The organism is Neptuniibacter sp. 2_MG-2023, assembly GCF_030547495.1.
GTDB lineage: Bacteria > Pseudomonadota > Gammaproteobacteria > Pseudomonadales > Balneatricaceae > Neptuniibacter.
Genome location: NZ_JAUOQC010000015.1, coordinates 1 through 13,876, shown reverse-complemented (window position 1 = coordinate 13,876; position 13,876 = coordinate 1). Strand labels below are relative to the sequence as shown.

Genomic DNA, 13,876 nt, shown 5'->3' with positions numbered 1-13,876 from the left:
GCTGTTTATATACTAAAATAGATCTATTTTGCGGGTTTGCCAGAGTATCTCTGCACGTTTAAGCAAATCATCTACCTCTCCATCCTCACCCAACAGCCTTAAGACAACAGCCAAAGTTGAGAGAATAGCCTTCTCTCCGTACTCATGCCGAGTTTCACCCTGCCAAACAGAAAGTAAGGTTTGTGGATCTAATTTATCTTCCTTAACAAAACGCTTAGCGACGATCCTTTGCCACTCATACTCAACCAGCTCACCCTCTTCTACCCACTGCAACAAGCACTCTGCATCAGGTCGAATCTCTGCTTCTCCACCATCGCCTTTAACCGTTAAATTTCGCTGCTCACCGAGTAACTGAGCTGTCTTTTGATGCATAGGACCATAAGCTGGATGAAATACACCATCAATACTGTTAGGCGCTTCAGAAGGATTTAACATACGACACAGAGTATGAACGGGTGAGCGTAAGCCTAAGATAGATCTAAGCTGAATAATCTCTCCTAAAGGTGGACAAAAATTATCAATAGACATATAAGCAAAACCCACACGTGCCAGCTCTGTTTCTACCTCATCCCAAGCAGCACAAGGCTGAAGCTTAAATAGACTTAACATATCTTCAAGATAGATTCGCCCTGGCGTATGCCCTTTAGCCCCATGCATAAAAATTTTATAGCCATGACTAGCAAGACAGAGTGCTACTAACAAGTACCAAGGATGACGATTTTTTTTGCCCGCATAAGTCGACCAATCTAAATCAGTATCAATCCTACGACCCACCGCGTAACGTGTACGCACAGCATCAGCAAAACCGGCTAACTCTTCCGGCGCCTCCTCCTTAACGCGTAACAGCATAAGAAACGCGCCAAGCTGTTCAGGCCGAACCTTCTTATCCAGAATCATTCCCATGGCCTCAGCAGCCTCTTCACGGGTAAGTGAACGTGTCCCAGTCTTACCTTTGCCTAAAATTCTTACAAAGGGGGCAAACTTATGCTCTTCAATCATTAGCAGCTTTAACCTTATTCTGTGCAAACGAAATAAATACAGTAGAATTAACCCATTACTACATCATCGCGCATATAACCTAATTAGTACTCAATAACGGTTTTGGATTATCTGGATCAATAGTGTAATGAAATCATACCCTCGCCAGCTACATGTTTTTTTTAATGCACTAACCTACTACACTAGATTTAGCGCCCCCAGCTGGGTTGAATATTCCAAAGAGAACCAAGCAGAATCAACTCGTTACCTACCTTGGATTGGCTTATTAATAGGTTTTTATACCGCTTTAATTTACTGGCTTGGAACCTTTATTTTTCCTGACACTATCGCGGTTATCTTATCAATCGCCACAAGTATATGGATGAGTGGCGCTCTACATGAAGATGGTCTATCCGACTGTTTCGATGGATTCGGCGGCGGATGGGAGAAGCAGCGCATTCTGACCATTATGAAAGATTCTAGATTGGGCAGTTACGGGGTGTTAGCGATTATACTGGCCCTAATGTTGAAATATAACGCTCTACTCACTGTACAAGAGACCGTGCTAATCATCATCAGCGCTCACTGCCTGAGCCGCTTTTTTCCGCTATTAATTATCCACAAGGAAAACTATGTCGGCCTTACAAAACAAAATAAAGCCAAGGTCATGACTACCCACAGAATAACTAAAACTGATCTTATTATTGCCTTTATCCCAGCCTTGCTCTGTTTAGTCTTTAGCCCTCTTGTTTATATCAGCGTATTAGTTCCCCTTTTAGGGCTTACATTCTGGTTAGCATCGTACTTCCGTTCCTGGATAGACGGTTATACCGGCGACTGCTTAGGTTGCTGCCAACAACTATCTGAGTTAACTATTTATATTTGGTTCTGTTTGCCTTGGTTTATTGGCTAATTTCTATATAACATCTATTAATCTCTGCTAAAATCGCCCGCTAATCTGCTGGTATCCCTTATGAAACGAAAAAATAGCCTATTTAGCCGCCCAACTGCATCAAAAACACCCCAATCAAAAAAAACGATTGAGTACCCTGATGTCATCGAAGTACAGGGACTAAGCCATGAAGGCCGCGGCATAGCTAAACAGGACGGGAAGACTCTCTTCATCTCAGGAGCGCTTCCAACAGAGCAAGTACGATTCAAAATTGAAGCAAGACACCGTCGCTATGATGAAGCGATCTACACAGAAATAGTCACCCCATCAGCGCATAGGGTCCCAGCTTCCTGCGATTATTATGAACGTTGTGGTGGCTGTGACCTCCAGCACTTAAACCATGAGCAACAAATCACCACAAAACAAGCACTGGTCATCGATCAATTATCAAGGCTGGGAAAGTTCACACCATTAGAAGTAGAACAACCCATTACGAGTCCTAGCTGGCACTATCGTCGCAGCTGCCGTCTCGGAATTAATCAATTAACAAGGGACAATAGTGCCATTGTTGGCTTTCGCCGGAAGGGAAGCAGCAAACTGATCAAAATAGACCACTGCCCAGTATTATCGGAACCACTCGATAAAATTTTATCTTCGCTACCCGCGGTACTTGAAGAGACAGAAAATTTTAAAGAGATCACCCACGCCGAAATCAGTATGGGTGATAACGAAGGCGCATTAACCTTAAGGGTAAAGAAAACTCCTAAAGAGCCACTTATCACCCAGTTAAATGAACTTGCGCAAGCAAACAATTTCAAACTGTACTTTGATTTCGGAGACCGAATTGAAGCCGTTGATGGTGAAGCTCAACTCAACTACCGAATAGCTGAGACAGATACGCTCATCCATTTCAAACCTGGTGACTTTATTCAAGTCAATGCTAAGGTTAATGAGCAGATGATCCAGCGGGCTTTATCTTGGTTACAACTTTCAAAAAATGATCGCGTATTAGATCTGTTTTGCGGTATAGGTAACTTTACACTACCTATAGCCACACGAGTTGAAAGTATCGTCGGCATAGAAGGCGTAGAAGAGATGGTCATTCGCGCCAATGATAATGCTCAGATCAATCAAATCGATAATTGTGAATTTCATAAAGCCAACCTAACCAATGACCTACGCGCCATGCCTTGGTACAAGCAAGGCTTCAATAAAATAGTCCTTGATCCCCCCCGCACCGGCGCACTGGAGATTATTAAACAACTGAAACAACACTCTGCAGAGATGGTACTCTATGTCTCTTGCAACCCTGCAGCACTTGCCCGTGATGGGGCAGAGTTAATATCCCAAGGTTATAAAGCAACGCGTTTTTGCGTTATGGATATGTTCCCACATACATCTCATGTTGAATCTCTTGTCCTATTTGAGCGTATCTAATGGTTGATATTATCTATGCTGACGACGCTTTTGTAATCGCCAATAAACCCTACGATGTTTTATCCGTTCCTGGCCGTGGTGAAGACAAGCAAGATTGTTTATGGCGACGAGTACAAACAATATTTCCAACAGCTAGAGTCGTTCACCGGCTAGATTATGCAACATCCGGAGTGATGGTATTAGCCTTAACATTGGAAGCACAAAGGTCGCTCAATCGCAGCTTTCAAGAGCGTCAAACCCATAAGCGCTATCAGGCCATTATCTCCGGTACACCAGAGCAATCAGAAGGCAGTGTAGAACTCCCTTTACGATGCGATTGGGAAAATAGACCTTTACAGATCGTCGATTTTGAACAAGGGAAAAACGCGTTAACACACTGGAAAGTACTGTCTAAAGAGGGCTCTGAGCAAGATACTCGCGTTGAGCTAACACCTATCACTGGCCGCTCTCATCAATTAAGAGTGCATATGCAAGCTATGGGACACCCAATTTTAGGAGATCGGTTTTATGCGGATACAGAAGGCCAAGCAAAATCTGACCGCCTACTGCTCCATGCCGAACAGCTATCCTTTCCCCACCCGATTACGGGTGAATTTGTTGAGTTTTTTGCACCCTGTCCTTTTTAAAGAGAAATAGCACACAAGCCTAAACGGTACGAATTGGCGTACCGCTTAGAAACGCTCTCATATTCTCAGCCGTCTGTTCAATAATACGATTGCGCGCTTCTATACTTCCCCAAGCGGTATGAGGAGTCAGGAGCAAGTTGGGAATGCTTGGATCGAGCAAAACATTACCATGAATCGGAGGCTCCTCCGTTAATACATCAAAGGCAGCACCAGCGATAACCCCATTTCTCAGCGCATCAGCAAGATCAGCCTCATTAACAATACCACCACGAGCTGTATTAATGATAAAAGCCTCAGGTTTCATCTGTTTAAAAACCTCTGTAGTAAAAAGGTTTTCCGTTGCGTCAGTCAGCGGACAATGCAGACTAATAACATCCGCTTGCTGAATAAAATCATCAAAAGGGTAAGCGGTATTAGAGTCCTGTTCAGCCCCTCCAATTTGACCTATTTTTTGGCATACAATGACCTTCATACCAAAGGCTTCAGCTATTTTAGCCACACCTTTACCTAAGTTTCCATAACCGATAATTCCAAGCGTTCGCCCTTTAAGCTCAATAATCGGGTGAGTTAGAAAGCAGAATTGTTCTGAACGCTGCCACTCACCCGCTACAACATCTTGGGCATAACTCGGCAGGTTAGTGTGTAAAGCTAAAATCAGTGACCACACGTGCTGAACGACAGAATCTACGCCATAAGCCACACAGTTAGACACGGGAATACCCAACTCACATGCCGCTTGCTTATCGATCACATTAGTTCCGGTAGCCAGTACACAAACCAGTTTTAATTGGGAGGCCTGCTCTAGATGATGACGTGCTAAAGGCGTCTTATTTGTTATCACAATATCGAAACCTTGGATTCGGTTACCTATCTCCTTATCCGGTGTCAGATCATAACAAACTAGCTCTTCAACCAAGAATTCGATGGCACTCAAATCTAAGGCCTCTAGGCCTTTTAAATCAAGTATAACTGCACGCATAACCCTCTCCCTCAGAAACCCATAAAAAAGGGCCCTAAGGCCCCTTCTATCAACTATTCACAACCACATATTGATTAAGAGCGAGGTAATTGCTCTTTAATCTCCCACAGTATCTCTTCACCTATAACTGCAGGGGCTGCGACCCCTTCCGCCGTCAAGACGCTTAAGTAAACACCTGTGCGCGTACGAATAAGTTTCAACTGGTAATGACCCGTGTGCTCGAATTTACCCGAATTTGCATTATAAACACCTGATTCGCCTTCACCAAACACATAGATTGGTTTACCTGCAAACCAGATCTTATAGCCTTTTTTGTTCGCTTCGTCTTCAGGATCATTCAACGTTCCAGCGGCTTGATTTTCAGTATTCTGGAAGCGAGCCGCCGTTTTACCGCTGGTATAGCTTATGCCGTCAGTATCTCCATCAACACCAAAAGCAGCAGAAATAGAACTAGTATCTAATGTAATAGGCCCTCTATCTGAATGTAACCATTCAAAGAAGCCCATCTCTTCTTCATTTTCAAAAGGCGTCGATGTCGTGTAGGTCATATAAAAGAAGCCCGTATCAGGGTCACGTGTACCTACATCCATATCCGCTTTATCTAATGCAGCACTAACATTATTCCAAGCAGACTCTACATCAGCATCAAGTTTTAATACCGCATTACCACGTGAGTCACGTCCTAACTGCGTGCCTAAACGACGCTGCTCTTGGAAAGCAACCAATGTTTGAGCACTACGATCACCGGTAGCTTTACCTAGGTAACGTAACATTTCAAACATCATATCGGATTTATAACTAACCCCTCTCGCCTGTTCACTCCAATCAACCACGGCTTCCTCATCACCTTCAGCAAAGCGTATATGCTGCATTGCTATAGAAGTGCGATTTGGATCACCAGCAACAGGTTTTAGACTCACCTGAAGCTTATCTTTTGTAGGCCCAGGAATATCTTGGAATGTAAGTCGTTTCACCCAAGAATCGACAAAGCTTAGCTCCTTGGCTTCATGAGTAATCCACTGAGTCTCCATAACCCCTTGACGCGGATCCGATTTAACAATGTCTATACCATTAAACTGCCAAAACTCCTGCAATTTAACCCATACATTTGTTATACCTTCATCAACGATAATCAGTTTATCGCCATCCTCACGCTTTAAACTAACCGCTTCCGTACCAGATTCAGCATAGAAAAACTCAGGTCTAGGAACAATAAAGTCCCCAGTACGTGCTGTTGCGACATCACTGATTTCTGGAATAGTAAGCGACTCTTCTGTCTGCTTAACATTAAGATGCTCAGGCACTTCTAAACGCTGGCCGGTTTCAGCTAATTCATAATCTTGGCTACGATCACGAACAATACCGTTTTCACCATAGATTGGATTATTATCCAACGCACCACAGCCCGCCATTAACAGGCTAACTGTCGATAGAGCTAAAATCTTTTTCATTATTATGATCGCTTAAATAATTTCACTGCTACGTAACGCTTCACGCACAGTTGTATGATATTCATCAGCTAATACGGTTAACGGTAAACGGATACCAAGCCCCATTAACCCCATTTCAGTCATAGCCCACTTTACTGGGATAGGATTCGCTTCAACAAAAAGTTTTTCATGCAAAGGCATTAGTTTTTCTTGTATTGCACGGGCGGCATCTGCATCACCGGTAATAGCACAACGGCAAAGCTGAGACATTTCCGCGGGTGCGACATTAGCAGTAACCGATATATTCCCATCGCCTCCGGCAATCATTAACTCAACCGCGGTAGCATCATCACCAGAATAGATCGCAAAATCGGCGGGAGAATTGTCAATCAAAAAACGTGCACGTTCTAAATCGCCTGTCGCTTCTTTTACACCGACAATATTATCGATTTCCGCAAGACGAAGAACAGTCTCAGGTAACATATCGCAAGCAGTACGTCCTGGAACATTGTAAAGAATCTGCGGAATATCCACCGCTTCAGCAACGGCTTTATAGTGCAGAAACAAACCTTCCTGAGTTGGCTTGTTATAGTAAGGCGTGACCAATAGACAGGCATTCGCTCCTACGTTTTTAGCTTCTTGAGTTAACTCAATCGCTTCAGAAGTAGAGTTAGCACCCGTACCTGCAATAACAGGGATACGTCCGGCGACTCGATCTACCACACGTTTAATAACCTGACAGTGCTCATCGCAGTTTAAAGTAGCAGACTCACCCGTAGTGCCTACAGCGACGATAGAATCAGTGCCCTTATCCAAATGCCAATCAACCAGTTTATCGAGGGAATCCCAATCGATATCACCGTTAGAATGCATAGGGGTAACAAGAGCAACAATGCTGCCAGTAATCATTTTTTTCTCCATGAGATAAATATCAGGTTTAGCAATGCCCAAATTACTCTGAGACACCACTTATTACAACCTTAAAAGCGTTACTAATCTTATTCTAGCTATATGAAAGTAATGATTATTTAGCTAGATAATTAGTCAATTATCCATAACGATAGAAAGACTCTTAACAATATAAGAAGCCACATAAACAACCACCATTATCTATGATAATGTGGACATCAAATAGCCCCTTATAATCTAAAACCTATCTGGTATCGTATAAAGGGTCGTTATTCTATACGATTTTGTACTTTGTTGAGTAGCCATCATCACTAAGGATTTACTATGAACTGCGTTTCAATCGATAAAAAAGTGCCATCTTTTACTTCTCAAGCAACCAGTGAACAAACAATCACCCTATCAGAGCTACAAGGTAAAAACGTAGTTATCTATTTCTACCCAAAAGACAGTACTCCGGGCTGCACCACAGAAGGCCAAAACTTCCGCGATTTAATCGATGAATTTGAAGCAGCTAATACCCTTATATTTGGCGTTTCCCGTGACAGCTTACGTGCACATGAAAACTTCAAAGCTAAACAATCATTCCCCTTTGAATTGATTAGCGATCCCGATGAAACCTTGTGCAAATTATTCGATGTCATCAAACTTAAGAAAAACTACGGTCGTGAATATATGGGGATCGAACGTTCTACTTTTCTCATTGACAGTGAAGGCGTACTTAAACAGGAATGGCGTGGTGTAAAAGTAAAAGGCCACGTAGATGAAGTTTTAGCTGCGGCTCAAGCACTTTAAACAATCAACCTAAGCAGCACTTAGGTGCTGCTTTCATCAGATGTAAGCATCTTTGTTTTAGGCCATGCATTAATAATAGCTTTAAACAACGTCGCTAAAGGTATAGCGAAGAACAACCCCCAAAACCCCCACAGCCCGCCAAAAACAAGTACTGCTACAATAATCGCCACAGGATGAAGGTTGACCGCCTCAGAAAACAGTAGAGGGACTAATACATTACCATCTAGGGCTTGAATAATTCCGTAAGCGATCATTAGATACATAAAATCGCCACTCCACCCCCACTGAAAGAATGCAATCAGAGCTACAGGAATAGTAACTAAAGCAGCGCCTATATAGGGGATCAGAACCGACAACCCTACTAATATACCCAACAACGCAGCGTAATTAATCCCTAGCAAGATAAAGGTCAGATAAGTAACAACCCCTACTACCACAATCTCTATCGCCTTGCCCCGAATATAGTTTGCGATCTGATCATCCATTTCAGTCCAAACCGCTCTCATCATATCCCGTTTTTCTGGCAGAAAAGAAACCCACCACCGCGAAAGCGAAGCGCCATCTTTTAAAAAGAAAAATACAAGAATAGGCACTAAAACCAGATAGATCAAAAGCGCCATAATGGACGTTAGTGAGTTTAACGAGAAGGTCACCACCCACTGCCCCATCTGAGAGAGTTCAGACTTAGCAAGATTGATCAACTCTAACACTCGAGTTTCAGATATATACTCAGGATAACGTTCAGGTAGTAATAGAAGCACCGATTGTATCTGCGTCATAATCCTCGGTAATTCATTAAAAAGGTTGACCGACTGCTGCCACCCCAATGGCATAACAATAAATAGCAAAGCCGCTACACAGCCTATAAACGCCAAAAACACTAAGATAACAGAAGGCAGATGGGGGATTTTAAGTTGTTTAAGTCTATTGACGCCACCCTGCATTAAAAACGCCAAAATAATACCTGAAAAAACAGGTGCCAGCGCCTGTCCTAAAGTTAAAATAACTAGTAACGCAGCAGCCAACAAAATAAAAAGCAATATAGCTTCTTCATCAGAAAAATAGCGTTCGACCCATTTACTAAATATTTTCCGCATTGACCTTCTTTTTTAACCTCTTCGAATAATATAAACGTACGGTTCCACATCAGTGAACGAATCAACCAAATCATGGTCAGATTGATCTGTAAATGCTTTAAAATCACGGATTGAGCCAGCATCCGTGGCAATTACTTTTAAAATAGTGTCAGGCTGCATTTTATTTAATGCTTGCTTAGCCTTTAATAAAGGTAATGGGCAGTTTAACCCCGATGTATCAAGGGTTAAATATATATCATAATCAGTCATGAACATGTCTTAAGTGTAAAGTTTTAAAAGTCACCAAGATATACGCCCTTTTCGCTAGTAAAACATCATCTTACATAGGTAATAACGCTTCTTTAACGGTTTGCTATTGTCGAAAGGGATTTAGTTCAGCACTATATACCATTATTGTTTGCATTAGCACGGGCTTTTTCGGATAGATATATGCGCAACAGATGTTTAAATTTTCTGCTTCCTCTAATGGCCTTATGCCTGCCCTACTCTATATCGGCAGAGCCTCAACTGCCTGATATAGGAAGCAGCGGTTACAGTATCATTTCACAACAGCAAGAGTACCAATTAGGTCGCGCTTGGGCACGCATACTACGTGGCAGCACCCGGATTTATGATGACGCTTTAGTTAGCCAATACATTGAAGAACTAACATGGAGTTTAGTGACCCATAGCCAACTGACAGATCGCCGTTTAGAAGTCATTGTTCTAGACAATCCAACTATTAACGCTTTTGCTGTTCCTGGCGGCATCATTGGTGTTCAAACCGGCCTACTATTAACTGCTCAAAATGAAGCACAGCTAGCCTCGGTTCTTGCCCATGAGCTTGCCCATTTAAGCCAGCGCCACTTTGCCTCACAGCTTGAAGAGCAGCGCCGCAACCAACCCTTTTTTATCGCTTCAATTTTAGGCAGCATTCTACTCGCCGCGGCCAACACTGAAGCGGGCGTAGCGGCTATACAAACCTCAATGGCGGCATCTACATCATCTAAACTTTCCTTCAGCCGCCAAAACGAACGCGAAGCCGATTATATAGGTCTACAAACCTTAATCGCCGCAGGTTATGCGCCATCTCAAATGGCGAATATGTTTACACAGCTACAACAGGCCGCTCGTTTTAGCCGCACAGTACCTGAATTCCTACTCACCCACCCGGTTACTCAGTCAAGGATTGCGGATGCTCAAAATAGAGCAGCTAACTTCAAAGGTAAGGCAACAAAAGAGAACTCAATTTCCTTTGATATTGCCAAAATACGTATTCAAGTGAACTACGCACAAGATATCAAGAAGCTACTGGCAAAATATCAAGATCAGCTCGCCCTGCATGGCAGCGACTCGCTCAGATATGCTGTTGCCTACGCGGCCTTAAAAGACAAAAAATTCGATATTGCTAAACAGCAGATGGCGAAATTTTCACCTACATTTAAATCACAACTAAGCAGCCAACTTCTCGATGCCGAATATTTCATTGCCCAAGAGAATTTCATACAAGCGGATAAGATTCTATCTAAACTGCACAACATTTACCCCGGCAACCACGCTATCAGTTATATCTACGCCGACAACCTTGTCTATTTAAATAAGCCACATAAAGCAACGGAGCTGTATAAAGGCTTGGTAGAAAACAACCCTAACGATAGCCGTGCTTGGTACCTACTAGCGGAATCTTATGGTTTAGAAGGCAATATTCTTGGCGTACATGAGGCACGTATAGAGTACTTTCTACTCACCGCCAATATAGATAGAGCACTAAAACAAGTGGACTATGCGCTTAAAGAGCCTAGCCTAACTCCCAACGAAAAAGCCCGCTTAGAACAACGCAAAGAAGACGCAAAAAAGATCAGAGAGTCACTCGAATTTGATTTCTAACCATAAAAAATCCCGCTGCTGCGGGATTTTTTTTATGCTCACAATTAAATTAACGATTATTAAGCGCCGCTGAAAAATCCAGCATGCGCTGCAAAGGCTTACGCGCATCCGTAATCAAAGCAGGATCTACATGTATCTCATCCTGCCCAGACTCAAGCGCATGTAACACACTCTCTAAGCCGTTCATCGCCATCCACGGGCAATGTGCACAGCTACGACAGGTCGCCCCTGATCCTCCCGTAGGCGCCTCAATAAACTCCTTGCCCGGCGCAGCCTGCCTCATCTTGTAGAAAATCGCATTATCCGTCGCAACAATAAACTGCTTATTCGGCATATTTTTCGCTGCGTTAATTAATTGAGTCGTAGACCCCACCGCATCAGCAATATCGACTACCGAATCCGGTGACTCAGGATGAACTAAGACCGCCGCATCAGGATAGACCTTCTTAATATCAAGAATACCTTTCGCCTTAAACTCATCATGCACAATGCAGGCACCATCCCACATCAACATCTCGATACCCGTTTGGCGCTGTACATAAGAGCCCAAATGCTTATCAGGGGCCCAAATAATTTTTTTGCCTTGATCAGCCAGATGCTCAACTACATCGAGTGCAATACTTGAAGTTACCACCCAATCAGCACGCGCTTTAACCGCCGCAGAAGTATTCGCATATACAACTACCTCATGGTCAGGATGGGCATCACAGAAAGCGGAAAACTCATCGATTGGACAACCAATATCTAAAGAACAGGTCGCCTCAATCGTTGGCATAATGACACGTTTATTTGGCGTCAATATTTTCGCGGTTTCGCCCATAAACTTAACACCCGCAACCACCAACGTACTAGCTGAGTGCGCATTACCAAAACGTGCCATCTCTAACGAATCAGATACACAACCACCGGTCTCATCCGCTAATTGTTGAAGCACCGCATCCGTATAATAATGAGCAACTAAACACGCATCTTTCTCTTTCAATAACGCTTTAATACGCTGTTTATAATCATCCACCTGCGCCTCACTCATATCTAGAGGCAGATGCTCTTTGGCAAAGTGTTCTTGCACAAGAATGCGGTCTGAAATGTCTTGTTTGCTCAACATGTGATGTTTGTACTCATATATCAAGGGAATAAAACGCTGCCTATCTCACCAATAACCAGCAGCGAAACCACTGAAGACTAGCGCTCAGCAGAAAAAATAAATTATATCACAGAGATTAAAAGCCTAACGACTATAAAGCAGGGATTTAATAACCGCTAAACGTGAGGTGGTCTGCTTATCAGCTGTGCGTTTTAATGTTTTGTCGAGGTTCTTACCTCTAGCCACCTGTAGAGCACAAGGATAACGCTATCGAAACCAGCATCTTTTGACACTAAACCTAAACCCTTCGCTCACGGGGTGAGCTCCTACAAAAAATTCTTTACTTCCGTTTCCCATTTCATAGTGATATTTCACTTAACGATATAATAAATTTACTTAATACAGCCAATTATGGAGTGATTTTTACCACGCCCTTACATTTGGGAAAAGTTGAACAACCCCAAAATTTAAGACCCGCATTAGCTCCTTTTTTCGATTCACGCATCACCATTTTTGAACTACATCGAGGACAAACCTGTTCGCTATTCTTCGACGCTATAACCTGCTTAACGTGTGCCACATGCTCTCGGTTCGTTTTGATACTCGGCTGGAGCCTACCCGCCTGAATAATTGAAATCACCTCTTGCACCTGATTTTGGCTAAGTCTTTCAGTATTTTTTGATTTGATATACCTAATACAGCCACTGGCATAAGTTACATTGCCAGGCATCTCGGTTTTGAAAGTACTGCTACCAATAAAAACAATAACTGAAAAAAGAGAATCAGCGGGGATATTTAAGCAAGACTCAAGGGTTTTTAGATGCTTATAGTTTTGATGTATTGGGTTTTGAAATTTATTTGAATGCTTAAATATTTTCTGAGTCCATTGCTTTTGGTTAGGTGAGCCAAAGATCCATCCTTTCATATTCTTTGTTTCAAGAATAAAAACACCGTATTTTGAAACAAGGATATGATCTATCTGTGTGGTCCCATCTTCGGTAGGTAACGTAATATTTTTAAGCAGGTGGTATCTATCTTTTGGTAAAGAAGTCTTTAACAGCACATTAACCTGAAACTCACCAAACACTCCCTTAAACCATGGCGATTTTAAAACACCGATTAACACAACCAATGGCAGGAAATACCAGAACATACTGAAAATTTGATTCATGAAAAGCGTGAAGTCCATTTATTAGTCATCCCTTTGTAATCTGTACCCTCTAGATGGAAGGATACATTCCTAATTATAAAAAAACAGTCATCTATATGATTTATATAAGCTTTTAACCTAATAAAAAATGCAATACAAGCGTTCATTGTACTTCGCTTACAAGGTAAGTACCGACAATCACTCTCCGCAAGAGGCCAAATGATAGTTTAAGGCAGCTATGCTTTTCGAGGCATGAGTTTATCAACGTCCTAATAAGGCACGTCGATCACAAAGTATGACGCCTAAAGCAGCAAGGATAACCCGCAAATATTTTAGGCATAAAAAAACCAGCACAGGGCTGGGTTCTTTAAGTGGTGGGTCGTACAGGATTACTATTGCCCTTCAGGCCATCGTCGCGAGCTCCGATGTTTTCTTATGACTTCGTCATGCGAATCGAACCTTTAACGGTTCTCATCCTGTATATATGTATTTCATGCAGGCATAAAAAAACCAGCACAGGGCTGGGTTCTTTAAGTAGTGAGTCGTACAGGATTACTACTGCCCTTCGGGCCATCGTCGCAAGCTCCGATGTTTTCTTATGACTTCGTCATGCGAATCGAACCTTTAACGGTTCTC

General features: G+C 42.6%; 13 protein-coding genes. 5 read left to right on the top strand and 8 right to left on the bottom strand.

Annotated features, from left to right (window positions below):
• Positions 1–12: 12 nt before the first annotated feature.
• Entirely contained in the window at positions 13–999 is a 987-nt protein-coding gene (locus tag Q4486_RS13440; RefSeq protein WP_303519770.1) for a glycosyl transferase family protein, read from the bottom strand.
• A gap of 127 nt (positions 1,000–1,126) precedes the next feature.
• On the opposite strand from Q4486_RS13440, the gene Q4486_RS13435 reads away from it, so the two are divergent.
• Genes Q4486_RS13435 through Q4486_RS13425 form a run of 3 tightly spaced genes read left to right on the top strand, consistent with a single transcriptional unit; the run spans position 1,127 to position 3,933 of the window.
• Complete coding sequence (locus Q4486_RS13435) at positions 1,127–1,891, top strand: adenosylcobinamide-GDP ribazoletransferase (protein WP_303519769.1); 765 nt, start codon at positions 1,127–1,129, stop codon at positions 1,889–1,891.
• Positions 1,892–1,951: 60 nt separating this feature from the next.
• The gene (gene rlmD, locus Q4486_RS13430) at positions 1,952–3,307 is read left to right on the top strand and encodes a 23S rRNA (uracil(1939)-C(5))-methyltransferase RlmD (RefSeq protein ID WP_303519767.1); all 1,356 of its coding nucleotides are present in this window, start codon (positions 1,952–1,954) and stop codon (positions 3,305–3,307) included.
• On the top strand, positions 3,307–3,933 hold the full coding sequence (locus tag Q4486_RS13425; RefSeq protein ID WP_303415168.1) for an RluA family pseudouridine synthase: 627 nt from the start codon (positions 3,307–3,309) through the stop codon (positions 3,931–3,933). Before rlmD ends, Q4486_RS13425 begins: the two co-directional genes overlap by 1 nt.
• A gap of 19 nt (positions 3,934–3,952) precedes the next feature.
• Here the strand turns inward: Q4486_RS13425 and Q4486_RS13420 are convergent, their stop codons facing one another.
• From Q4486_RS13420 to dapA, 3 genes are all read right to left on the bottom strand, one after another.
• Positions 3,953–4,912, bottom strand: a complete 960-nt coding sequence (locus tag Q4486_RS13420; RefSeq protein WP_303415170.1) for a D-2-hydroxyacid dehydrogenase — start codon at positions 4,910–4,912, stop codon at positions 3,953–3,955.
• A 74-nt stretch (positions 4,913–4,986) separates the two neighbouring features.
• Positions 4,987–6,363 (bottom strand): outer membrane protein assembly factor BamC, encoded by a 1,377-nt coding sequence (gene bamC, locus Q4486_RS13415; RefSeq protein ID WP_303519765.1) that lies wholly within the window; start codon positions 6,361–6,363, stop codon positions 4,987–4,989.
• A gap of 12 nt (positions 6,364–6,375) precedes the next feature.
• The gene (gene dapA / locus Q4486_RS13410) at positions 6,376–7,251 is read right to left on the bottom strand and encodes a 4-hydroxy-tetrahydrodipicolinate synthase (protein ID WP_303415173.1); all 876 of its coding nucleotides are present in this window, start codon (positions 7,249–7,251) and stop codon (positions 6,376–6,378) included.
• 324 nt (positions 7,252–7,575) lie between these two features.
• On the opposite strand from dapA, the gene Q4486_RS13405 reads away from it, so the two are divergent.
• A complete protein-coding gene (locus Q4486_RS13405) occupies positions 7,576–8,043 on the top strand; it encodes a peroxiredoxin (protein WP_303415175.1) in 468 nt (155 codons plus the stop codon).
• A 20-nt stretch (positions 8,044–8,063) separates the two neighbouring features.
• Here Q4486_RS13405 and Q4486_RS13400 read toward each other — a convergent pair whose 3' ends face one another.
• Positions 8,064–9,140 (bottom strand): AI-2E family transporter, encoded by a 1,077-nt coding sequence (locus Q4486_RS13400; RefSeq protein WP_303415176.1) that lies wholly within the window; start codon positions 9,138–9,140, stop codon positions 8,064–8,066.
• 12 nt (positions 9,141–9,152) lie between these two features.
• A complete protein-coding gene (locus Q4486_RS13395; protein WP_067868305.1) occupies positions 9,153–9,389 on the bottom strand; it encodes a sulfurtransferase TusA family protein in 237 nt (78 codons plus the stop codon).
• A gap of 180 nt (positions 9,390–9,569) precedes the next feature.
• Between Q4486_RS13395 and Q4486_RS13390 the strand changes: the two genes are divergently transcribed.
• Positions 9,570–11,006: a M48 family metalloprotease gene (locus Q4486_RS13390; protein WP_303519764.1), complete on the top strand. Its 1,437-nt coding sequence runs from the start codon at positions 9,570–9,572 to the stop codon at positions 11,004–11,006.
• A 49-nt stretch (positions 11,007–11,055) separates the two neighbouring features.
• Here Q4486_RS13390 and nadA read toward each other — a convergent pair whose 3' ends face one another.
• Together nadA and Q4486_RS13380 are read right to left on the bottom strand one after the other, a co-directional pair.
• Positions 11,056–12,111 (bottom strand): quinolinate synthase NadA, encoded by a 1,056-nt coding sequence (gene nadA / locus Q4486_RS13385; RefSeq protein WP_303415179.1) that lies wholly within the window; start codon positions 12,109–12,111, stop codon positions 11,056–11,058.
• Positions 12,112–12,499: 388 nt separating this feature from the next.
• A complete protein-coding gene (locus tag Q4486_RS13380; RefSeq protein ID WP_303519763.1) occupies positions 12,500–13,279 on the bottom strand; it encodes a nuclease-related domain-containing protein in 780 nt (259 codons plus the stop codon).
• Positions 13,280–13,876 lie beyond the last annotated feature (597 nt).